Here is a 21,133-nt window from a genome sequence, read left to right as displayed (position 1 = left end):
CCAATATTTACTGCATCACTAATCAAACAAGGAAAAGTGACAATATATATCCGCCAACAATACCAGCGCTCACAGCTGCCACTACATTTTTAGCTGATTTAAGTTTGCTGCCGCCCGTTAAAGCTGAAGCCACCCATACACCGATTCCAGCAGCTAACCCTTGATCAACCCATACCGAACCACTTTGAGTAATCATTGGTGTTGTAATGCCATGATTAATACACCAAACTGTACCAACAATGAAGGCTGCTGCCATCCATCCACCAATAGGTCCCCAATTATCTACCATCCTTCCCCATGCCATGCGTATCACGAATGGAAAAATAAAAGCACCAATCACAGTAGCTATCGCAAGTTTTATAGGCATAATTATTGACTCCTTAATCCAGTTTTTTCTTTTTTTGAAAAACTTTAATTTGTTTGCTACGCAAAATCTTTTCTTTTGTTTCCTTTAATTTTTCAAAATCAGAACGCCTCAAACCAGGCTCTCTTGGATTTTCATTGGTAAATTCCTTTTTCTTTGCCATATCCTTTTCAATATAAGCGGCTGTAATTCCACCTAAAGTTGCACCAAAAATAACGAATACTATCGTGGGTAAAGAAGTGGCAAAAGCAGCTCCTCCTTGGATAAAGGTGTCTCGCATGATGCCACAAATTGAAATGGCTAATCCCATATCAACAAAAGCCGCATCATCTTCATTACCGGTTAAATTGATGTAATGATTCATATACCACATTGGTCCAATAATAATAATTGCAGCCAAATATCCGCCAAAAATACCGTAAGTTCCGAGTTGAGACCAAACCGCCATGACGATCATTCCTGCAATACAATAACCAACAAAACTTCGAAAAAATTTCATCTCAATTTTCACTTATTAAATATTTTGTAATTCAGCTAAAATCCCTTCAACATCGTTATCAACCATAGCTTGAATTGATGCGACAAAAGCACCTTCGACTAAAGGAGCATCAACCAATATCACTCTATTTTTTAGTGATTCGTTTTCTATAAGGTCAATGGCCGTTTCAGCACTTAATATGGCACTACCAATATCGGCAAAGATTAAAATATTACGATGATTTGAGCATTGTTTAATGATGTTATAAATTGCAATTGAATCGGTTCCCATTCGACCATCTTCCGTTCCGCCTGCTGAAAAAATTCTCACATCACCCGTAGAATCCACCATGTCTTCAATCATTTCTTTAAGACCATCAGTGATTTTTTTACTGTGTGACACTAATATGATACTTACCATAACCACTCCGAACAAATGATTGATTGTTAATCTTTTGTTCAATTATATAGAGTAAAAAATTAGAGAAAATTATTTTTTATGAAATTTGTGACTGAGATCTAAATATAAAAATGATGAGGATTTACGGTTAAATGAAAGACGACGATCAAAAAATATTAAATTAGAGACGGGTTAAATGGCTTAAATATTTTAATAAAGAAGAATAAAAGCAGAGTAATACGTTATTAAATCGCGTGATCATAAGTTTTATAACCAAACAAAAGTAAAGCATTCAATCAAACTTTGATCACAACTTATTACTCGTTACTAAAAAAAGTAGCCATAATTAAATAATGTCATAAATATTGGCATAATTATGGTTAATAAAAATCCTTGCACAATTGCAGAAGGAACAATCATTATACCAGCACCTTTTTGTAGCATCGGTAAGGTAAAATCCATAGAGGTGGCTCCACATAAACCAAGTGCAGTAAGTTTATAACGTTTTATTAAGCTGGGAATTAAGATGATGGCGCACAATTCGCGTAAGATGTCGTTCAAAAAAGTAGCGCTACCAATGATTGCACCATGCGCTTGCGTCATTAATAGTCCAGAAAGTGAATACCAACCAAACCCTGATGACATGGCTAATCCAACGCGACTGGGTTGACCAAATATTAATGCAGCGATAATACCACCTAAAAATGTACTTATTATTACCACTATTGTTGTAGCTAACCCGACTTTACTGAGCAAGATTTGCTTTAAAGAAATATTATTACTTCGTAATTGAATCCCGACTAATAAAAGTAAAAAACACAATACTATTTTAGTGATATCTTCGTTGAATTGCCAGATAAATAGAGGAATTAAACCAGCAATAAAACCTAGAATTAAAGCGATACACACCTGTAAAGATTCGAAAATCATTTTGAAGCGTGAACCAATATTTTGTTTAGTGTGACTGGTTTGCCAAGGTAGGAGGATGTCAAATAACATTAAAAAAATAAAATTACTACCAAAAGTACAAACAAATAAGACGCCAGCATAAAATAAGATGGTTTGTAAATTATCTTTGAGATTATCAAGATGAGCTAATTCCGATCCCATTAGAAACAGAATAAAATAAACCATCCAGCTAAGGACTTTGTTAATTTTGATTATCCATTGTTGATCTTTAAAGGTAATTAAATAACCCAAGCACAATGGTATAAATGCGATCAAAAGACCAAAATACATTGTTTATTCCCTGACTATGTGATTTAGTTATTATCTTAATTATATTGAGCTTTCGATAAAATCGACAATTGGTTTAATTTAATTAGCCTAGCTATATAAGAAAAGTCGATTTTGCGTGTCGCTTGCAAACACCGTTTACAAACGACAGTTTTATATACTTTAATACAGCAATATTGTTAATAACAAATAAAGCTCACTTTTATTTTAATAAAGCCAAATTCTCTGTGATACTGTTTTCCAGTTGATCCAATAGAGCATAACGATTGCGATATTCTGATCGTTTTTTACTGGCGATTTCATCTAATGATTTTCGATAGATTTGATTTGGTAATATAAATAAACCATGACTATCTTGCTTACCATCAATAGTTAACCAAAAATCATCGTAATCCGATAAAATGCGTTCTTGTCGGCTATTATAGCGCCAATTGTTGTAAATATGCGTTTTGTTACCCACAGCCACTATTTGCTCAAGATTAAAATAACGCGCAATCACTAAGGCTGCTTCTAATACAACACGTTTAGGAAACAGTCCATAACACTGTTTTGTTGCTTGTTGTACTCTAATACGAGCATCATGATGGCCTGTACCTTGTAGCCCAGCAATAAAAAGTGTTGTTTTTTGTTGATATTGCATTACCGTAAAAGTTATCGTAGCCAAATCAATGCCATCATTATCATAAAAATACAGACTAATTTCACCTTCGCGAGCAAACTTATTGCGTGCTTGAATAGCAATTTTGATGTTAGCATCGTTTTTTACCTTAACATCAGCCAATACAAAAGCGAGATTCGGATTATAAAAGGCTTTCGTCATGCTATCAGGATACTTAGCTAAAAAGTCATAATGATAGGCTAATGCCTCAAAACGCTCTTGTTGACTTAAACAAGAAGCTAAATAAGGACGTTGTAATTTACAGGGTAAATTGGTTTGGCATGAAAAATAATAACCCAGTAATGGATACTGTCTTAATTTATCCAATAATTTGAATGTGATCGGACTTAAAAATAAAGTTCTAAAAAAAAATTTGAAACGATAAGTCGATTTTAGCCACAGTTCATTAAGCGGAAGTTTACCTGTACAAAGCCAGAAAAACAGTTGCCACTTACTTTTAGGCTGGGACATATTCGTAATATTATTCATAAGCAGAAAAATTAAATCAATAAGTTATTTTATTAAATATTTATAGGATGAATAAATTAATAAACAATAATGAAATATTAATAAAAATTCATAAGAATCGGACAACAAGGTTACAACACAACCTAAGTTGGTGCAACTGATCCGAATAAAACACTTAATTAAAAAAAAATAAAAAACGGTGAACTGGTCACCGTTTTTCTATAAAGTAAATAATTAATTTATTGAAAATAATTATTGTCCTTTCACTTCTTTTAAACCGTTAAATGGTGCTTTAGAACCTAGTGCTTCCTCAATACGAATTAATTGGTTATATTTAGCAACACGGTCAGAACGGCTCATAGAACCAGTTTTGATTTGACCTGCAGCTAAACCAACAGCTAAATCAGCAATAGTTGAATCTTCAGTTTCACCAGAACGATGAGAAATAACAGCTGTATAACCAGCATCTTTCGCCATTTTAACCGCAGCGATAGATTCAGTTAATGTACCGATTTGGTTTACTTTAACTAATATTGAGTTTGCAATGCCTTTTTCAATACCTTGTTTAAAGATTTTAGTATTTGTAACAAATAGATCATCACCAACTAATTGGATTTTGTTACCAAGCGCTTTAGTTTGGTATGCCCAACCTTCCCAATCGCTTTCATCCAAACCATCTTCGATAGATACGATTGGATACTCATTAGTTAAACCTTCTAAATAGTGAGTAAATTCTTCCGCAGTAAATTCTTTATTGCCTTCACCTTTTAATACATATTTACCCGTTTCTTTGTTATAGAATTCAGAAGCAGCACAGTCCATCGCTAAAGTAATGTCTTTACCTAATACATAACCTGCTTTTTCTACAGCTTCTTTAATACATGCTAAAGCTTCTGCATTTGAACCTAAGTTAGGCGCAAAACCACCTTCATCACCAACCGCGGTATTCATACCTTTAGCATGTAATACTTTTGCTAAGTTATGGAATACTTCAGAACCCATACGGATTGCTTCACGAACTGTTTTAGCACCAACAGGTTGAATCATAAATTCTTGTAAGTCGATGTTGTTATCAGCGTGTTCACCACCATTGATAATATTCATCATTGGTAATGGCATAGAGTATTGACCTGGTGTACCGTTAAGATCTGCAATATGTTGAAAAAGTGGAACACCTTTAGCAGCAGCAGCAGCTTTAGCAGTCGCTAAAGATACAGCTAGAATTGAGTTAGCACCTAAGTTAGATTTGAAGTCAGTTCCATCTAAATCAAGCATAATTTGGTCGACAGCTGCTTGATCTAACGCATCCTTACCAACAACAGCTTTAGCGATTGGACCGTTTACATTTTCAACAGCTTTTAATACTCCTTTACCTAAAAAGCGAGATTTATCACCATCACGAAGTTCTAATGCCTCACGTGAACCTGTTGATGCACCTGATGGAACGATTGCTAGACCAACAAATCCACCTTCTAAATGAACTTCTGCTTCAACAGTTGGGTTTCCACGAGAGTCGATTACTTCACGACCATGTACTTTAACGATTTTTGCCATGTTATTTTCCTCTATATGACAGATATATTACTAATGTTAATCCAAAAACTATTTTTGTTGCTGCTCCTGATAAGTTTTAGCAGCTTTCACAAAACTCCCAAATAGTGGGTGTCCATCTCGTGGTGTCGAGGTAAATTCCGGATGGAATTGACAAGCAACAAACCATGGATGATCTGGGATTTCAATGATCTCAACAAGTTTTCTGTCCGTTGAAAGACCTGTTACTTTTAACCCAGCGTCAACCACTTTTGGTAATAAATTATTATTGACTTCGTAACGATGACGATGACGTTCCGTAATCGACTCATTTTTATACATACTATATACTAATGAATTCGGTTCTAAATGGCAAATCTGAGAACCTAAACGCATAGTTCCACCTAAATCACTGTTTTCATTACGTTGTACTACATTACCCGACTCATCACTCCATTCAGTAATTAAAGCAATAATAGGATTAGTACAATCTTTAACGAACTCAGTAGAATTGGCATCTTTAATCCCAGCGACATTACGGGCATATTCAATCATTGCAACTTGTAAGCCAAGACAAATACCCAAATATGGAATTTTATTTTCACGGGCATAGCGAGCTGCCATGATTTTACCTTCAACGCCACGATAACCAAATCCACCAGGAATGAGAATTGCATCTAATCCTTTTAACATATCCGTACCTCGTGATTCAAGATCTTCTGAATCAATATAACGGATATGTACAGTTAAACGGTTTTTTAATCCACCATGTTTTAATGCTTCATTCACTGATTTATAAGCATCGGGTAGCTCAATATATTTACCCACCATACCAATTGTAACTTCACCAACTGGATTGGCTTCTTCATAAATTACTTGCTCCCACTCAGAAAGGTCGGCATCTTTGCATTCAAGATGGAAGCGATTGCAAACAAAAGTATCTAAATTTTGTGATTTTAATAATGCTGGAATTTTATATATTGAATCGACGTCTTTCAGTGAAATAACCGCACGTTCAGGAACATTACAAAATAGAGCAATCTTGGATCTTTCATTGGCAGGAATGATGCGATCTGAACGACAGATAAGAACATCTGGTTGAATACCAATTGAAAGAAGTTCTTTTACTGAATGCTGAGTTGGTTTAGTTTTAACTTCACCAGATGATGCTAAATAAGGCACTAATGTTAGATGCATAAATAGCGTATGCTCACGACCTACATCTACGGCTAATTGACGGATCGCTTCTAAAAATGGTAGTGATTCAATATCCCCAACAGTGCCACCAATTTCAACAATCGCGACATCAAAACCTTTTGCACCTTCAATAACACGTGATTTAATCTCATTAGTAATATGAGGAATAACTTGAATTGTTGCTCCTAAATAGTCTCCACGACGCTCTTTACGCAATACATCAGAATAAATACGTCCTGTCGTGAAGTTATTTTTACGTGTCATTTTGGTACGTATAAAACGCTCATAATGACCTAAGTCCAGATCTGTTTCAGCGCCGTCCTCAGTCACAAAAACTTCACCATGTTGAATAGGACTCATTGTACCTGGATCAACATTAATGTAGGGATCAAGTTTTAGCATGGTGACTTTTAAATTGCGGGCTTCTAAAATTGCAGCAAGAGACGCTGCGGCAATGCCTTTACCTAAAGAAGAAACGACACCGCCTGTAACAAAAATATAATTCGTGACCATTAATACCAGACCATTATTAATTTAATTGAATAACATTGCATCGATTTTAAACTATAAAATGACTGCAATATATGTGGAATCAGACGGGAAGTTAGTATAACAGAATCTGTCTTAGCTCACAATTGAATAATTAAGCTCAATAAATAAGTTCATCATTTTGCTCGTAAAGAATTTGCGGACATGATAACGGGTTATGAAAATTGTTTAGATTAGTAAAGATAAGCTCCGTTATAATATTTATTGAATAATTAGTTATTTATCCTATTATTGAATAAGGATCTATTTCATTCAACAGTGACAGAAGCCCGAAACCACAGTTCTAAGCCACCATTTTGGAATTTTTATTAATTTTAATAGTTAACTTATCATCCATAGGTAAAAAAGGCGCTTGATGCGCCTGTAAATTAAATCACACATTTACTTAACCGTTTTTTCACTGCGTGATAGACCAATAATACCCGAACGGACAATTTCGACAATATTGCATGTTTCACGAACTGAGGCTAAAAACGAGTCTAATTTTTCGCTCGTGCCAGATAATTGCACAATATAATGTGTAGCAGTTACATCAACAATCGAACCTCGAAAAATCTCTACGCAGCGTTTAACTTCTTCACGTACATCAGAATTTTTAGCGGCCACTTTTACTAACATGATTTCGCGTTCAACATGTGGACCTACGGTTAAATCATTCACCCGATACACATTGACTAATTTATGCAATTGTTTTTGAATCTGTTCAAGCACATGTTCATCGCCAGTGGTTTGTATAGTCATGCGATGCATTGTTGGATCTTCAGTTGGTGCGGTAGTAATCGTTTCAATATTGAAGCCACGTTGTGAAAACAAACCAATAATACGTGACAATGCGCCTGGCTCATTTTCTGTTAAAATTGATAAAATATAACGCATTAGGTTCTCTCCGTTTTACTAAGCCACATTTCGTTCATTGCACCACCACGTATTTGCATTGGATACACATGTTCTGTAGCATCTGTCATGACATCCAAAAAGACCAAACGATTTTTAATTGCTAACGCTTGTTTAAGTTTTGGTTCGAGTTCTTCACGCTTAGATATTACTATACCAACATGACCGTAAGCTTCGGCAATTTTGGCAAAATCAGGTAAAGACTCCATATAAGAACATGAGTGACGACCAGCATAAATCATATCTTGCCACTGTTTAACCATACCTAAAAAGCGATTATTAAGATTCAATACCAACACAGGCAAGCCATATTGAAGTGCGGTTGAAAGTTCTTGGATGTTCATTTGAATACTACCATCACCAGTCACGCAAACAACAGTTTTATTCGGAAAAGCCAATTTAACGCCCAGAGCTGCTGGTAAGCCAAAGCCCATGGTACCCAACCCACCAGATGTAATAAAGTGACGCGGTTTATCAAATGGGTAATAAAGTGCAGTGAACATTTGGTGTTGACCCACATCGGTTGTCACATAGGCATTACCTTTAGTCAATTTATACAATACTTCGATGGCTTCTTGAGGTTTGATATTTTGACCTTCGTGATTATAGGCTAAGCAGTGACGTGCACGCCAATGTTCAATTTGTTTCCACCAATCAATTAAAGCATCAAGATCACGGTCAATATTTGATTCATCTAACATAGATAATAGGATTTCAAGAACAACTTTGGCATCACCAACAACCGGAATCGTTGCCTGTATTGTTTTGGATATTGAGGTAGGATCGATATCAATATGGATGATTTTGGCTTTTGGACAATATTTTTCAACATTATTGGTCGTACGATCATCAAAACGTGCACCGATAGCAACAATCACATCTGCATTATGCATCGCCATATTGGCTTCATATACTCCATGCATACCGATCATCCCTAAAAAATGCTTATCTGTTCCAGGAAAAGCACTAATACCCATTAGTGTTGAAGCTACAGGTAAATTTAATTTTTCTGTTAGCGTTTTAATTTCATAGCTCGCATCAGCACTAATTACACCACCACCTACAAATAACACGGGCTTTTTAGCGGACAATAAAGTTGTTAACGCTTTTTTGATCTGTTGTTTATGACCCTGAATAGTTGGATTATACGAACGCATTAATACTTTTTCAGGATAATGATAATGATATTTATTAGCAGGGTTAACAATATCTTTCGGTAAATCAACCACTACCGGTCCAGGTCTACCTGTCGATGCGATATAAAACGCTTTTTTTATAGTTTCAGGAATATCTTTGCTATTTTTGATTAGAAAACTATGTTTAACAATTGGACGTGAAATACCAACCATATCGCATTCTTGAAAAGCATCATTACCGATAAGATTACTGGCTACTTGACCGGACAAAATTACCAATGGCACTGAATCCATATATGCGGTGGCAATCCCAGTTATTGTATTAGTTGCGCCAGGACCTGATGTAACCAAAACTACACCAACATCACCCGTTGATCTAGCATAACCATCCGCCATATGCACAGCAGCTTGTTCATGACGAACTAAAATATGTTCAATTCCACCCAGTGTGTGAATTGCATCATAGATATCAAGAACACTTCCTCCAGGATAACCAAATATTTGTTTTACTCCTTGATCAATCAAAGATTGAATGACCATCTCCGCACCTGACAATTTTGCCATGCTTATTGCCTCCAATATAACTAATTTGTCATCTAATGGTTCATTTTGCATTAACTTATACATAAAATCAATAAACTCAATAATATAAGTGAGACAAATTTTAATAATCATCTGATATTTTAAATTGTGATAAATAACATTAATTAAAACAATGTATAATAATTTTTCGTTAAAATATTATTTATTGATTTTATTGTTATTTTTCTCGTATTTATATAAACTCTTAATAAGTTAATTTCTGGCAATACTGATTCTAGATTCCATTACTATAAAATAGGCCTTATTATGAGCATTCTCTCAATTAAACCCATCTCACTTGCTGATTGGCAATTAGTCAAAGTTTCTGGTACTGATAATCATAAATATTTGCAAGGACAAGTTACAATAAATATTGATAATCTTACAGAACAAACAGCATTATTTGCAGCACACTGTGACTCTCAGGGAAAAATGTGGAGCAATTTACTAATATTCCAACGAGGTCAAGATATTTACTACATCGTTCGAAAAAGTGTAGTAGAAAAACAAATGGCTGCCTTAAAAAAATATGCAGTCTTTTCTAAAGTAAGCATTGAACCTGTCACGGACTTAAATATTGTTGGATTAGATTCTCCAGCAATACCTAGTGAAATACTTTCTAAATTCACAAATAATAATTGCTTTACTGAAAATAATGTAACCTATATAAAATTAACCTCTCCTCATGTTAGGGTCATAAAGATAACACCTGAGGCAATCAATAATGATTTAGAACCTTGTAGCCGTTGGTTACAACTTGATTTAGAAGCTGGTTATGCCATTATTGATGCAGAAAATATTGTAAGCTTATTACCTCAAGCCTGTAATTTACAGTATCTCAATGCTATTAGTTTTGATAAAGGATGTTATTGTGGGCAAGAAATGGTCGCTCGAGCACAATATCGAGGAGCCAACAAACGTGGGCTTTATTTATTAACCGGTAAAAGCGCTGTCTTACCTACTATCGGTGGTACGATTGAATACCAAATTGATGGTAATTGGCGAGAAAGCGGTCAAGTTTTGGCGGCTTTAAAACTTAATCAAAATAATGATATTTATGTACAAGTTGTTCTGGTTAATGGTATCGATTTAAATACCCCGTTTAGAGTAAAAGGGGAAACTGATAGTGTACTTAGTTTCCATTAATAAAACATCTGATTCATAGATACTCATCAAACAGTTAACCATAAAATAGAGTTAATTGGTTAACTGTTTAATCATTTTAGTATTTATATTAATTAAACATTAATTAATAAGGGTGTTTATTTGCCTAATTCTTGATGAACTATTTCAATAAAATATTCAACGCCAGTGGTTAAAACCTCATCATTAAAGTTATAAGCGGGATTATGTAAGTTAGCGCCTTCACCAGCACCTAACCACACATAAGCACCGGGTATTTTTTTTAACATAAAAGCGAAGTCCTCCGCACCCATTGATGGATTTGGATCAATAATAACATGGGATTCTCCCACTGCCTTTTTAGCCGCTTTAATAGCAATTTCTGCTTGTTTTACATAATTGATAGTGGCAGGATAACGTCTTTGATAGTCTACTTCAGCTTTAGCTTCAAAGGTTGATGCGATACCTGTTGCAATTTGTTTAATACGATTTTCAGCCATATCTTGAACTTGTGCATCAAAAGTCCTAACCGTTCCTCGAATCACTGCTTGTTGCGGTATGACATTCCAAGTATCACCACTATGGATTTGAGTTACGCTGACCACTAATGCACTAAGTGGGTCAGCATTACGACTCACAATACTTTGTAAGCCATTAACAATTTGAGTCGCGGTCAAAATTGTATCTTTACTCAAATGAGGCGCTGCTGCATGAGCACCGACACCTGTAATTTTTATCTCGAAAACATCATAGGATGCCATCATTGGACCATGAGTTACATAGAAATGGTTGAGTTTCATATTAGGCTGATTATGAATTCCGTATACCGCTTGTATTGGAAAACGTTCGAATAATCCATTTTCAACCATAACACGTGCCCCTCCTTCGTTTTCTTCGGCAGGTTGAAAAATGACAACAACTGTCCCAGCAAAATCCCGATGTTCACTTAAATATTTAGCTGTCCCTAATAACGTTGCTGTATGACCATCATGACCACAAGCATGCATTTTACCGGTTATTGTTGAACAATAAGCCATATCATTTTCTTCAATAATATCTAAGGCATCAATATCAGCCCGCAAGGCAATCCATCGTCCATCTTTATTACCTTTAATAATACCAACTACGCCAGTTGGTGCAAACTCTGTATACAATTCGGTAATACCAAAAGATTTCAATTTTTCGATTATAAATTTTGTCGTATTGATCTCTTCAAAAGCGGTTTCAGGATGAGCGTGAATATGATGGCGCCAATTGATCATTTCTAATTTCAATTCATTGATGGTACTCATTATAAATTCCTTATTGATTTTCTTTTTTTAACTGAAAAGGGTATAAATGCGCTTTACTATACTGCTATTTTACCTTTTATGAAAATAACAATTTTTACTGAGATTAGAGTTTTTGAGTTATTTCGTGTAACAGCAACAGTTTGGTACCAGTTAATTATTGATTAAAACGGATAGTTGATCTGAAACTTCTTGACAAAAATAACAAAGATAATAACCAGAAATTAATAAAAATGGACCAAATGGAATCATGGTTAAATGAAATAGAACATGATAAATAATAACAGAATGATGAGATAAATGGGATATAACAAAATAAACAGGGAAATAATGAAATTGTTTTTTGAAAAAGTGTTACAAGATATGAAATAAAAAATTGCCTAAAAAATTTTGCTCTAAAATTAATTAGGCGTCATTAAAATCAAACAATGTTGGTTGTTTTTCTTTTATCATTCGTTTATGAACTCGGTCGATTACTTTTCTGATACCTCGTTCTGTCATTTTATATTTTTGACTTAGTTCTGCGTAGTTATTGCCTTTAAATGCGTCATAGATTTGCAAGTCTCGTTGGTTTAGTTTAAATCTGTAGTCGCGTGGAAACGTAATGTTCTGACCGCCGAACAGTTCTGAAATTGTATTTGCAATACTATCGCCAAGATGAACCGCAATATCTTCAGGTAGACCATAATCCATGGCTTCATTAGCCACAGATAATGATATATGCGTTAGTAGTTCATGACGTTTAATAGATATTGCAGACTTGGTCATAATTTACGCTCCTGTTTTCTTCTTATACCAATCTAGTGCGCCTGGTATATTTTTTTCTAATTTACTAAAGTCAACACCAGCCCTATACATCTGTTCAAAATACTCTTCATTACTGCTACGAGCGGGTTTGTCTTCTTCTTTATGTTCAACGTACGCAAATAAATGTTTAGTAGAATCATAAACTGACTTTAGATAATTATGATTTTTAAACGGTTTGTACTCACTAGTTAAACGCTTAGCGTGAATATTATTAACCGTTTCCCGTAGCGCGTGTGCTAGATGCCTACTTGGTTGAAAAAGTTGTAGTACCTCATTTATTAAATTTACCGCTCGTGAGTTACTCAAATTTGATTTTTGAGTACGAAACAAACCAATATAGGCAATCATCGGCTTAGCACAGCCATAGTTTAAATTACTTACTAATATAAGTAGTTCTCTGCCTGAATCATCCTCTACCAATGCTTCTAAATTAATTTCATTATGACAAATTGGGCAACGTTTTAATTTCATTTTTATTCCTTGTTACGCGACGCGTTCTAGCCAACTTTTTAGGCTTTCAATTACAACCATTGCTTGTTTTTGAGTAATCCAATCCATCACTTCAACACCAGTAATACGTTTTACATAAGAATTGATAGCTTTTTCAGAACGATTTTTGATTTCACCTGCATCAGCTAGCTCTAGCCATAATGAGCGTATTTTTTTATGAACTGGTTCTGTAGCAGTTATCTTCCCTGTTTTTTTTGATGATTTAACTTTAAAACCTTTTGATTTAAGGTGATTTAGAATTTTTTCCAGTTCCCAAACTGTCATATCCTTGGTACTAGTTTTTTTAGTTATATTCATTAATAGATGACGATAGGTATCGTCATCAAGATTAAGTTGAGATTTTGCAATATGAATCAGCTTGATATATTTAGATTTCATCTATTTACCCCCTATTAATGATGGAGAATAACCTGAATTTGATACACCATGATTCAATTGAGCGGTTTTACCTTGTAAGTAACCAATAAATTGTGAAGAATCTGAACCATTACACTTTTTAGCATCTCTAACCTTAGCTGGCGATAACTCTTTTGTCTTTCTATATTCAGCTAATAGATTTAGTTCCTCATCAGTCATTGCAAAATCTTCAATTAATTGATAAACACCATTAACCCAGCCAACACAGAACGCATCAGCTCGGTTAATTTTAGTGATTTTTTTACAATTACCATTTTGTTGCGATAAGAATTCTTTCCGAGCTTTAACTAATTGAACACTTAAAACGTCAAAGGTATAAGCGGCTAATTGTGGTCGTTCCCTTAGTCCATAAAATGAAACCTTTCGTTTATTGTTTTCCCGAGTAAAATAAGCTCGCACGCCAAATGCGCTTGAAATGATACTTACTAATATTGAAAAATATCTTGGTGGTTTCTCTGCATTTGAAGGGGCATGTTTTGACACATGTTCCTCAATTTCAGATAATTCCACATCTTTATTACTGATATTATGTTTTACCATCAATTTGATGGCTTGATTCATAGCAATAGCAGCTTCGTTGGGATTTGTTGATTTTGCTAACGCTAAAAGTTTTTTGATTTTTTCAATATACTTTTCATTATTATTTGTCATAAAAACACCTTAAAAAACTAACAAAACGCTGTTTTAATGTTTTAGCTGATTTTAATTTTACATATTCAGCATAAAGTTCATCGTACAGCTTTCCATCAACATAACCCTGACCAGTTACTTCACGCATAAATGAATGTTCATGGCTGATTGAAATATAATGGTCGGGCATATAACGTTTAGGGCTAGAAAATTTACCCATTAGCTAATTCCTCTAGCTCGTCAATGATGCGATCCGCTTCAAATTCAGATAAACCATACTCTTTACAGTGAACTATAAAATTAGCTGTCTGGCTTAATATAAATTGATGCAAAATATAAAAATCTTGTGTTTGCATGATTAGATAACCTCCTGTTCAAAAGGCACTATCGCAAAATCTTCTACATCTTTTTTAATGGTAATACCTGGCACATGAGCGACAACGTTTGGTTCATTCAAAATAGCTTCTTTATTAACTTCTTCTTTTGTACGAATAAATCGTTCCAGTTTTAGCTTTTTTAGTGTTTCTATAACCGTTTCTAAACCACGAATAACACACGACGGTGGGCGGTTACGCCATTGCACTTCACCAGTAACTAAATTGGCTGATTTAACTTTACCATTGTTTGTTAAAACATCACGGTTTGCTTCGCACCAAATTTGGATCCCTTTTTGTATTTCTGTCGCCTTCTTTTTTAACACTTCAATACTTGATGAATAACTTTTTGTAATATCTGCGATTTTGTCGTTCATTTCGGTTTCTAATCGAATTAATTCACGCTGTATATCGCCCAAATATTTAATAGCTTCTGATGCTTGTTCTTTAGATTGCACAACATAGATTGATGCGGTAGCTTTAATACGTTTTTTAGTCTTTATCATTTCTATAGCTCCTATTCGATTAATGCAAGCGACTAATATCACGTTCTTTCCATATAACTCGACAGCCATTTAATTCAAACTGCCCAAATCGATAGTGCCCTTCGTGTCGATAATACGTTGCTTGACCAGCATCTATATATTTATTGCACTTAGGGTGATGCTCAATTTCAATAGTTGGCTTTGAAAGTGAATCATGATAAAAACCAATGACAGTTAATTCTTCATTAGATAATATATTTACAGCCTTATTAACCGCATTGATGTTATTACTGATTAGTTGGTTCTTTTTCATCAGATATCTCCTCGATCTTTGATACATTCAACAATTATTTCACCTGTAACTTTTGGCGCACCAATGCGTGCAGCTAGATTTAATGCGTTAGAAACAAGGTTATTTACTGCTAATGGATAGCATAATGATCGCACTTGTTTTTCACCTCGACGTGTTGTTGCAACACGTAACCGATTGATGATTTCAGTAAATGCAGATGAATCAAATAATGTTGTATAGTCCATATCAACACGTGAAAATTTATGCTTGATATATTCTTCAACTTTAAAATCAAGTGGTTTTAAGTTCACAACTTCGCAGCGTTGCACAACTTCACGAACCTCTGGGTTATACTCTGATAGTTTTGTTTGTAGCTCTGTTTGTCCAATTAGAATTATTGATAGTAATTTTTTAAAACCTTCTTGCAGTTCATAAAATCGCTTTAGATGCTTTAGCGTTGGAATTGGTAATCCGTGTGCTTCTTCAATAATTAACAGATGTTTACGACCTGATAGCGCACTATTTTTCAGTAATTCGTGCATTTGCCTTGCACGGGCTTCTGCACTACGTTTTGGTTTAGCTTGGGGGTTGATAGCGCTTATAATTGCACTACTTATATCCATACTTTTGAGCGATTTTCCTTTAACCTCATTGTCTTCTAAACCTAGTACATACGGCTCGATAACAGTTATTGGTTCATGATTAATATTGATCCAATCAATTAAATCATGTCGCAATGTCGATTTACCGCTTCCCGATTCACCTATCACTGACAGCATTCCACCATGCTTGGCTGTTTGACGCATTGCTGCACGAACGTAACGGATATCATCAGATAGATAAACATCAGCGTCTTCGGTCATTTCGTCAGTGAACGGGTCACGAGGAATGCGAAAATGTGCACGCGCATCTCGATTTATAGTTTGTTTTCGTAGTAACATATAGGCTGACTCCTTTGTTAAATGTTCATTTTCATTTGAGTCAACTGGCACAGCGTCGTCCGCCAAGATTTCGGCTGTGTCAGTTTCTTCTTCAAAAATATTTAGTAAATAATCATTGCTTAAACCTAATTTTATTAATGCCTTTTCAATCTTCTGCTTTAGTTCTTCATGTTTAATAGAGCGTGGCCAAATATTGTGATTAACGAGCTGGCTAATTACTGCTTGGCTGATTGAATTGCCTTTATAATCAATATGTTTAGCGAGTTGCGCCTGTTTGATATTGAATTGCTTCATTACGCTTTTTAATTTCAACATTATTTAACACTCCTAAAACCTGTTGTACCGTCTGCGATTGCTGTAACGGGCGTTGTAAATGTACGAATCAGTGATTCTAACGAATCTTCGGGAACACCATCTTGATAACGAGCGGATAGCCACTTATTTTCATCAGTTGTTAATCTGCGACCGATTGAACTGGTAATACGCATTAAAGCCGCGGTTAGCGTTAATGTTGTGGTAGCTGGCTTTAAATGTTCCGGTGTTTCAATTTCATTGCCTTTTTGTTCAAAGTAAGCAGGATGATTAATATCTCCTAGATAACTGAGTGTATTGAGCTGACCGCCGAACGGTGCTACTTGTTTTTGCTTCGCTTTTTTGATTTCATCTTCGGTCATGTTTGGGTATGCCACTTGATCCATCGCTTTTGTTGCTTGTTCAATTTCAGTATCACCTTTAGATTTATATTCCTCGCCAATCACTGGTGCATCTAAACGTTGTCCAAACTTATCAAAATTGCGATCTGGATCAACACGATAAATCAGTGCTTCACCGTCATAACGGGGGACTTCAATTTGAATAGCACAATCACCGTAAACTAATGAACGCACACTGACTTTATCTTTAACAGTAATACCATCTAAGCCTTTTAAACTATAAATCAGTGAACTGTCAGCTTGAGGATGTTTGAAACTAATGGTTAAATCCGCTTTAACTTGGCGCTCTTGTTCTCGACTTGCCATTAATGCTTGGCAAATTTCTACTGACGGCAATATTCGTAATTGTTCTGCTGTAATATGCTGCCAAAGCGATTGACGTGATACAGGTTCAGCAAGTCCAATACGACGTAAACGTGTATCTTGTCCTGGCAGTCTGTTGGCGTTATAGGCTTCTGCCCAGTTCATTGCTGCATGATTTAATTCATCAATACTGCTAACTGGTTGAAATTTTAAACGACTTTCGAACTGTGTTTCGATGATATTATTGGCATTTTCCACACCACCTTTGGCACGCGCATTACCTGCCTCGTGCTCAAGGTATTTCACTTCCAAATGGTCCAATAAGTTTTTGATAGCTGATGAAGTATTGGATGAACCTTTATCCCAGTAAAGCAGCTGTGGTACACCATGAAATAAACGTCCATCTTGCTTACCCCACGCAAACATTAAAAATTGGAATAATGAATGTTGGTTTTCGCCAGCAGCTTCAACATACCACGGTATAATCATTCCTGATGCCTTGTCGTATAAAGTGTAACGCCAAACCTTATATTTAACTTTTGCGTAATTTTCTAACTTGTTTTTATAAAAATCACGGTCACGCATAATATGTTGTTTATCTTTCATGTAATAAATTAGGCATAGAGAAGGATCTACTTCGTGCACATGATTAGGATGTAATGCACGTAATGACTGAACAGGATTTGCCACTTGTTGTGCTTTTACATTCATTTTGCGGTTTCGTAATAACCTAGTAAAATGATTAGTACTTACACCAATTTCATAACCATTTTGTTTTGCAATACTTGTTGCTGTTGTTGTAAACATAGTTTGTTTACCATTATCACGCACCGACTCTTTACATATTGCTCCGACCACATTTAAAGCAATATCAGAAACACTTGTATCACCTTTATCAGCTCTGCATTTCCGATCACTTGACCAACCACAAAACTCTTTTAATTGTCGGTAAATAGTTTGTTTAGAAATACCTAAAAAGGCTTGAGCTTCACTCATAATAGCGCTTCTTGAACCAAAATTTGTGTTATCTAGCTTAATTGCTAATTCATTTAAATAGTTGCGAATATTAGGTGATACCATTTTTTATTCCCTTGATATGAAATATCATTTATATAAATCTTGGATATTCTCATTTACTAAAGATTCTTGTCGCTGTTGAGCTTCTATAATATCGCTATCAAATTTGCTCCAAAGTTCACGATGTACATAACGAGCTTGATCTAAAGTTAATACGGCTGAACCATTCAATGTTAATAATGTAATTTGCATTGATTCAGGCAATGAATATGGTTTTTCGGGATCGTAATCAGGGTCATTCTCCAGTATTTCGAGCATTAATTTATACATAATGTCTACATACTGCCTTTGTTCTTCAAATAGCTTATCCATGCGTGATTGCGTTTCTGCTATCTGTTTTTTAAACGGCTCTAAACGCTCATCAAGTGGTACGGTTTTCATTTCAAATTGAGCCAATTTTATTGCTAATTCTTCCTTTTCTTTCGCTACATCAGCATTACGTTTGCTCAGGGCTTTATAATCAGCTTGCAAATTACTATTTTCTTTTTTGAGCTGCTCTTTTTCTTTAGCATTTTTAGCAATAAATTCTTCTGCCAATTCAACTAATGCCTCTTTATCTCCTGCTTTAGCAACTTCAATCAGTGCTGTTTTCTGGTCTTCGGGCAGTTTGCGATATTGGCGTAATTCACGGTAGCCGATGCCCATGCGTGACATAGATTCAAGGGCTTCTTCGCCTAACATATTTAGATTACGAATATCTTCATCTATTTGTTCAACAGAACGCCCTAATAGAGAACAAAATTCTTGCCATGTGCCAGTTAAAAACTCGTGACCGTCACGACTTTTTTTACCTTTTAATGCACGATAAAGCTTGTTTTCTTTAACAAATTTTAATTTAGAAGTCGTGACGGTCACGGAAAATTTAGCAAAAGCATCAGCCATTTGCGCTTGCCCCAAAAGCTGATTAACTAGATCCCGTTCTTCGTTATATTCACTTTGAATCGTAGTAATGGTATTCATTGTGTTATTAATCCCTTGCTCATCAATTGCAGGTAGTTCAATTTCTTCTTTTGCTTTGTTTGCGGTTCTTGCCATTTTGGTTATCCTTATCTTGCGCCAGCCGTAATACGCTGATTGATTTCTGTTATTTGGTCTTGCATTTTAGTGATGTGAATTGCATGCGCTTGGGCTATTTGCAACATTTGCACACTATGAGCAAACAAACCATTATCTAACTTAATTACTAGTCCTTCCTCGATTAGTGTTTGAAGTGAACGCGTTACATTAACAGGCGATTCATTAATCATCTTTGCGATATCGCCGTTAGATAAACCCGTTAACGTATAACCTTTAAGCGCTTTTAGTACCTTAAGTATTCGAGTGCCAGACGTTGAAATTTGTGTTCTATGCATGTCTTTCGCCCTTTTTCTATATGTGAAAAACTGTTACAATCAGCATTAGTAAGCTTGTTTTAAGCCAAGTTTTACTGCTATTTCGTGCATTTTGCCTCGGCTTGCTTTGGTAAAACCATTTGTGACACGATAAACATCGACTGGGTGATAACCGTTATCATGTGCCCATTGGGTAAATGTTAGCCCTTTTTGACGAAACTGCTGTTTTACTTGCTCGGGAGTAAGAACTTTAGTATTCATGTTGTGCTCCTTTGTGTTACGAATAAATGTGTAATTTATGTGTTATATTATGAGAACTTTAGTTCTCTTTGTCAAGGTTATTTTATGAACTTTAATTCTCAGTGCGTATTAAGATTAAAAGAAGAAAGGAAAAGGCTAAGATTATCTCAAGGTGATATTGCCGATACGTGTGGTATTTCAAGAGAAATGTGGGGTAAATATGAGCGTGGCATTGCTGTCCCAGGCGGTGAAGTGCTCGCTTCTCTCGCCATTTCTGGAGCTAATATTCAATATATATTGACAGGTCATAAGTCACAAGAAAATGAAATTAATGCTGATGAATATGAATTACTAAACATGTATAGAAATGCTCCATTATCTATTAAAGCGGCAGCCTTAGGTGCACTAACGGCAGGAACGGCTCAGCAGGCAGGGGTTAATATTTCGAATAATACAATTCGAGGTGAAGGTCAAATTGCTGGTGGAAATATTTATACAACTAGGAGGCGGAAAACAAAGTGACGGTTAGATTTCAGGATAATACGGCAGAACAAATAGCTGGTAGAGATATTTATAATATTACGTCAAGTAATGATGATGAGTTAGATACTCGCCCTTTGGTTCCAGCTCAACGAAAATCACTTCATAGTTTAATTTCTGATATTGAAAACTATGGGGAGTTAACGGCACGAGAACTATGGCTTAAACTACACGCTACTCTTGGTGTTTGTAGTATTAATGAAATAACTGTTTCACAATTTCCTATTGCTGATAAATTTTTAACTGATGAATTTGAAGCAGCTAAAGAAAAAGCATCTTGCAAAATGCTTATCCATTTGATTCTTTGTGAAATTAATGGCAAAGATGAATTAAAAGATAAGATGAATCATTACAGTAAACGGCAATTTTGTACTTCAGATTTAAAACGGCTTAATAAAATGCAGCTACAAAATGTATTAAATTATGTTGAAGAACTTTCTAATTTAGAGAAATTAAATAATCAAAATTTATATAACCAAACAATAACTTTGTTCAGAACTCAAATAAAACCCACGTTAGCAATATTTGCCGTGGGTTTTATTTTGGGGGCGATTATTTTTTAAGGATTAAA

The 21,133-nt window shown here is 35.1% G+C and carries 26 protein-coding genes; 3 read left to right on the top strand and 23 right to left on the bottom strand.

Features of this window, described 5'->3' with window-relative positions:
* Positions 1 to 22: 22 nt before the first annotated feature.
* The 9 genes from J4T76_RS09745 to ilvI form a co-directional block, all read right to left on the bottom strand.
* Positions 23 to 367: a Lin0368 family putative glycerol transporter subunit gene (locus tag J4T76_RS09745; protein ID WP_267341355.1), complete on the bottom strand. Its 345-nt coding sequence runs from the start codon at positions 365 to 367 to the stop codon at positions 23 to 25.
* Between the two features lie 13 nt (positions 368 to 380).
* A complete protein-coding gene (locus tag J4T76_RS09740; RefSeq protein WP_267341356.1) occupies positions 381 to 863 on the bottom strand; it encodes a Lin0368 family putative glycerol transporter subunit in 483 nt (160 codons plus the stop codon).
* Between the two features lie 15 nt (positions 864 to 878).
* Complete coding sequence (gene dhaM, locus J4T76_RS09735; RefSeq protein ID WP_267341357.1) at positions 879 to 1,262, bottom strand: dihydroxyacetone kinase phosphoryl donor subunit DhaM; 384 nt, start codon at positions 1,260 to 1,262, stop codon at positions 879 to 881.
* A 306-nt stretch (positions 1,263 to 1,568) separates the two neighbouring features.
* The gene (locus J4T76_RS09730) at positions 1,569 to 2,480 is read right to left on the bottom strand and encodes a lysine exporter LysO family protein (protein ID WP_267341358.1); all 912 of its coding nucleotides are present in this window, start codon (positions 2,478 to 2,480) and stop codon (positions 1,569 to 1,571) included.
* Between the two features lie 199 nt (positions 2,481 to 2,679).
* Positions 2,680 to 3,624 carry a VirK/YbjX family protein gene (locus J4T76_RS09725; protein ID WP_267345903.1) on the bottom strand — a complete coding sequence of 315 codons (945 nt, stop codon included), beginning with the start codon at positions 3,622 to 3,624 and terminating at the stop codon, positions 2,680 to 2,682.
* Between the two features lie 231 nt (positions 3,625 to 3,855).
* On the bottom strand, positions 3,856 to 5,157 hold the full coding sequence (gene eno / locus J4T76_RS09720; protein ID WP_267341360.1) for a phosphopyruvate hydratase: 1,302 nt from the start codon (positions 5,155 to 5,157) through the stop codon (positions 3,856 to 3,858).
* A gap of 48 nt (positions 5,158 to 5,205) precedes the next feature.
* The gene (pyrG, locus tag J4T76_RS09715; protein WP_267341362.1) at positions 5,206 to 6,843 is read right to left on the bottom strand and encodes a glutamine hydrolyzing CTP synthase; all 1,638 of its coding nucleotides are present in this window, start codon (positions 6,841 to 6,843) and stop codon (positions 5,206 to 5,208) included.
* Between the two features lie 417 nt (positions 6,844 to 7,260).
* On the bottom strand, positions 7,261 to 7,755 hold the full coding sequence (ilvN, locus tag J4T76_RS09710; RefSeq protein WP_267341364.1) for an acetolactate synthase small subunit: 495 nt from the start codon (positions 7,753 to 7,755) through the stop codon (positions 7,261 to 7,263).
* Entirely contained in the window at positions 7,755 to 9,473 is a 1,719-nt protein-coding gene (ilvI, locus tag J4T76_RS09705; RefSeq protein WP_267341366.1) for an acetolactate synthase 3 large subunit, read from the bottom strand. Before ilvI ends, ilvN begins: the two co-directional genes overlap by 1 nt.
* A 285-nt stretch (positions 9,474 to 9,758) precedes the next feature.
* On the opposite strand from ilvI, the gene ygfZ reads away from it, so the two are divergent.
* Positions 9,759 to 10,637 (top strand): tRNA-modifying protein YgfZ, encoded by an 879-nt coding sequence (gene ygfZ, locus J4T76_RS09700; RefSeq protein WP_267345901.1) that lies wholly within the window; start codon positions 9,759 to 9,761, stop codon positions 10,635 to 10,637.
* Between the two features lie 116 nt (positions 10,638 to 10,753).
* Here the strand turns inward: ygfZ and J4T76_RS09695 are convergent, their stop codons facing one another.
* From J4T76_RS09695 to J4T76_RS09630, 14 genes are all read right to left on the bottom strand, one after another.
* Entirely contained in the window at positions 10,754 to 11,905 is a 1,152-nt protein-coding gene (locus tag J4T76_RS09695; RefSeq protein ID WP_267341370.1) for a M20 aminoacylase family protein, read from the bottom strand.
* Positions 11,906 to 12,307: 402 nt separating this feature from the next.
* Complete coding sequence (locus J4T76_RS09690) at positions 12,308 to 12,670, bottom strand: Mor transcription activator family protein (RefSeq protein ID WP_202114999.1); 363 nt, start codon at positions 12,668 to 12,670, stop codon at positions 12,308 to 12,310.
* Positions 12,671 to 12,673: 3 nt separating this feature from the next.
* Entirely contained in the window at positions 12,674 to 13,180 is a 507-nt protein-coding gene (locus tag J4T76_RS09685; protein WP_267341773.1) for a hypothetical protein, read from the bottom strand.
* Positions 13,181 to 13,192: 12 nt separating this feature from the next.
* On the bottom strand, positions 13,193 to 13,597 hold the full coding sequence (locus tag J4T76_RS09680; protein WP_267355292.1) for a gp16 family protein: 405 nt from the start codon (positions 13,595 to 13,597) through the stop codon (positions 13,193 to 13,195).
* Positions 13,598 to 14,287: a DUF2786 domain-containing protein gene (locus J4T76_RS09675; RefSeq protein WP_267355290.1), complete on the bottom strand. Its 690-nt coding sequence runs from the start codon at positions 14,285 to 14,287 to the stop codon at positions 13,598 to 13,600. It abuts the gene before it with no gap.
* Entirely contained in the window at positions 14,277 to 14,486 is a 210-nt protein-coding gene (locus J4T76_RS09670; protein ID WP_267341768.1) for a hypothetical protein, read from the bottom strand. The genes J4T76_RS09675 and J4T76_RS09670 overlap by 11 nt, the downstream gene beginning before the upstream one ends.
* Positions 14,479 to 14,622, bottom strand: coding sequence for a hypothetical protein (locus tag J4T76_RS09665; RefSeq protein ID WP_160424299.1), 144 nt, complete (start codon positions 14,620 to 14,622; stop codon positions 14,479 to 14,481). Before J4T76_RS09665 ends, J4T76_RS09670 begins: the two co-directional genes overlap by 8 nt.
* 2 nt (positions 14,623 to 14,624) lie before the next feature.
* Complete coding sequence (locus J4T76_RS09660) at positions 14,625 to 15,146, bottom strand: host-nuclease inhibitor Gam family protein (protein WP_267355288.1); 522 nt, start codon at positions 15,144 to 15,146, stop codon at positions 14,625 to 14,627.
* A gap of 19 nt (positions 15,147 to 15,165) precedes the next feature.
* A complete protein-coding gene (locus J4T76_RS09655) occupies positions 15,166 to 15,438 on the bottom strand; it encodes a hypothetical protein (RefSeq protein WP_267341765.1) in 273 nt (90 codons plus the stop codon).
* Positions 15,438 to 16,673, bottom strand: coding sequence for an AAA family ATPase (locus J4T76_RS09650; protein WP_267341764.1), 1,236 nt, complete (start codon positions 16,671 to 16,673; stop codon positions 15,438 to 15,440). The genes J4T76_RS09655 and J4T76_RS09650 overlap by 1 nt, the downstream gene beginning before the upstream one ends.
* Positions 16,673 to 18,454, bottom strand: coding sequence for a hypothetical protein (locus J4T76_RS09645; RefSeq protein WP_267355895.1), 1,782 nt, complete (start codon positions 18,452 to 18,454; stop codon positions 16,673 to 16,675). Before J4T76_RS09645 ends, J4T76_RS09650 begins: the two co-directional genes overlap by 1 nt.
* Before the next feature lie 24 nt (positions 18,455 to 18,478).
* Positions 18,479 to 19,486, bottom strand: a complete 1,008-nt coding sequence (locus J4T76_RS09640) for a hypothetical protein (protein ID WP_267355304.1) — start codon at positions 19,484 to 19,486, stop codon at positions 18,479 to 18,481.
* 11 nt (positions 19,487 to 19,497) lie between these two features.
* Complete coding sequence (locus J4T76_RS09635) at positions 19,498 to 19,803, bottom strand: helix-turn-helix domain-containing protein (protein WP_267355306.1); 306 nt, start codon at positions 19,801 to 19,803, stop codon at positions 19,498 to 19,500.
* A 45-nt stretch (positions 19,804 to 19,848) separates the two neighbouring features.
* Positions 19,849 to 20,043: a DNA-binding protein gene (locus J4T76_RS09630; protein ID WP_267355307.1), complete on the bottom strand. Its 195-nt coding sequence runs from the start codon at positions 20,041 to 20,043 to the stop codon at positions 19,849 to 19,851.
* An 84-nt stretch (positions 20,044 to 20,127) separates the two neighbouring features.
* Between J4T76_RS09630 and J4T76_RS09625 the strand changes: the two genes are divergently transcribed.
* Together J4T76_RS09625 and J4T76_RS09620 are read left to right on the top strand one after the other, a co-directional pair.
* Positions 20,128 to 20,544, top strand: a complete 417-nt coding sequence (locus J4T76_RS09625; protein ID WP_267355308.1) for a helix-turn-helix domain-containing protein — start codon at positions 20,128 to 20,130, stop codon at positions 20,542 to 20,544.
* A complete protein-coding gene (locus J4T76_RS09620) occupies positions 20,541 to 21,125 on the top strand; it encodes a hypothetical protein (RefSeq protein WP_267355310.1) in 585 nt (194 codons plus the stop codon). The genes J4T76_RS09625 and J4T76_RS09620 overlap by 4 nt, the downstream gene beginning before the upstream one ends.
* The last annotated feature ends 8 nt before the right edge of the window (positions 21,126 to 21,133 follow it).

The organism is Gilliamella sp. B3022 (genome assembly GCF_028751545.1).
Classification (GTDB): Bacteria; Pseudomonadota; Gammaproteobacteria; order Enterobacterales; family Orbaceae; genus Gilliamella.
Note: the sequence above shows the minus strand (reverse complement) of the source record. Positions and strands in the feature narration are given on the sequence as shown.

Coding starts and splice junctions, on each gene's coding strand:
- J4T76_RS09635 (WP_267355306.1), bottom strand. CDS start 19,803: ATGCATAGAACACAAATTTCAACGTCTGGCACTCGAATACTTAAGGTA.
- J4T76_RS09640 (WP_267355304.1), bottom strand. CDS start 19,486: ATGGCAAGAACCGCAAACAAAGCAAAAGAAGAAATTGAACTACCTGCA.
- J4T76_RS09730 (WP_267341358.1), bottom strand. CDS start 2,480: ATGTATTTTGGTCTTTTGATCGCATTTATACCATTGTGCTTGGGTTAT.
- pyrG (WP_267341362.1), bottom strand. CDS start 6,843: ATGGTCACGAATTATATTTTTGTTACAGGCGGTGTCGTTTCTTCTTTA.
- ilvN (WP_267341364.1), bottom strand. CDS start 7,755: ATGCGTTATATTTTATCAATTTTAACAGAAAATGAGCCAGGCGCATTG.
- J4T76_RS09745 (WP_267341355.1), bottom strand. CDS start 367: ATGCCTATAAAACTTGCGATAGCTACTGTGATTGGTGCTTTTATTTTT.
- eno (WP_267341360.1), bottom strand. CDS start 5,157: ATGGCAAAAATCGTTAAAGTACATGGTCGTGAAGTAATCGACTCTCGT.
- J4T76_RS09690 (WP_202114999.1), bottom strand. CDS start 12,670: ATGACCAAGTCTGCAATATCTATTAAACGTCATGAACTACTAACGCAT.
- J4T76_RS09685 (WP_267341773.1), bottom strand. CDS start 13,180: ATGAAATTAAAACGTTGCCCAATTTGTCATAATGAAATTAATTTAGAA.
- ygfZ (WP_267345901.1), top strand. CDS start 9,759: ATGAGCATTCTCTCAATTAAACCCATCTCACTTGCTGATTGGCAATTA.
- ilvI (WP_267341366.1), bottom strand. CDS start 9,473: ATGGCAAAATTGTCAGGTGCGGAGATGGTCATTCAATCTTTGATTGAT.
- J4T76_RS09670 (WP_267341768.1), bottom strand. CDS start 14,486: ATGGGTAAATTTTCTAGCCCTAAACGTTATATGCCCGACCATTATATT.
- J4T76_RS09680 (WP_267355292.1), bottom strand. CDS start 13,597: ATGAAATCTAAATATATCAAGCTGATTCATATTGCAAAATCTCAACTT.
- J4T76_RS09650 (WP_267341764.1), bottom strand. CDS start 16,673: ATGTTGAAATTAAAAAGCGTAATGAAGCAATTCAATATCAAACAGGCG.
- J4T76_RS09675 (WP_267355290.1), bottom strand. CDS start 14,287: ATGACAAATAATAATGAAAAGTATATTGAAAAAATCAAAAAACTTTTA.
- J4T76_RS09655 (WP_267341765.1), bottom strand. CDS start 15,438: ATGAAAAAGAACCAACTAATCAGTAATAACATCAATGCGGTTAATAAG.
- J4T76_RS09695 (WP_267341370.1), bottom strand. CDS start 11,905: ATGAGTACCATCAATGAATTGAAATTAGAAATGATCAATTGGCGCCAT.
- J4T76_RS09740 (WP_267341356.1), bottom strand. CDS start 863: ATGAAATTTTTTCGAAGTTTTGTTGGTTATTGTATTGCAGGAATGATC.
- J4T76_RS09630 (WP_267355307.1), bottom strand. CDS start 20,043: ATGAATACTAAAGTTCTTACTCCCGAGCAAGTAAAACAGCAGTTTCGT.
- J4T76_RS09645 (WP_267355895.1), bottom strand. CDS start 18,454: ATGGTATCACCTAATATTCGCAACTATTTAAATGAATTAGCAATTAAG.
- J4T76_RS09725 (WP_267345903.1), bottom strand. CDS start 3,624: ATGAATAATATTACGAATATGTCCCAGCCTAAAAGTAAGTGGCAACTG.
- J4T76_RS09660 (WP_267355288.1), bottom strand. CDS start 15,146: ATGATAAAGACTAAAAAACGTATTAAAGCTACCGCATCAATCTATGTT.
- J4T76_RS09625 (WP_267355308.1), top strand. CDS start 20,128: ATGAACTTTAATTCTCAGTGCGTATTAAGATTAAAAGAAGAAAGGAAA.
- J4T76_RS09665 (WP_160424299.1), bottom strand. CDS start 14,622: ATGCAAACACAAGATTTTTATATTTTGCATCAATTTATATTAAGCCAG.
- dhaM (WP_267341357.1), bottom strand. CDS start 1,262: ATGGTAAGTATCATATTAGTGTCACACAGTAAAAAAATCACTGATGGT.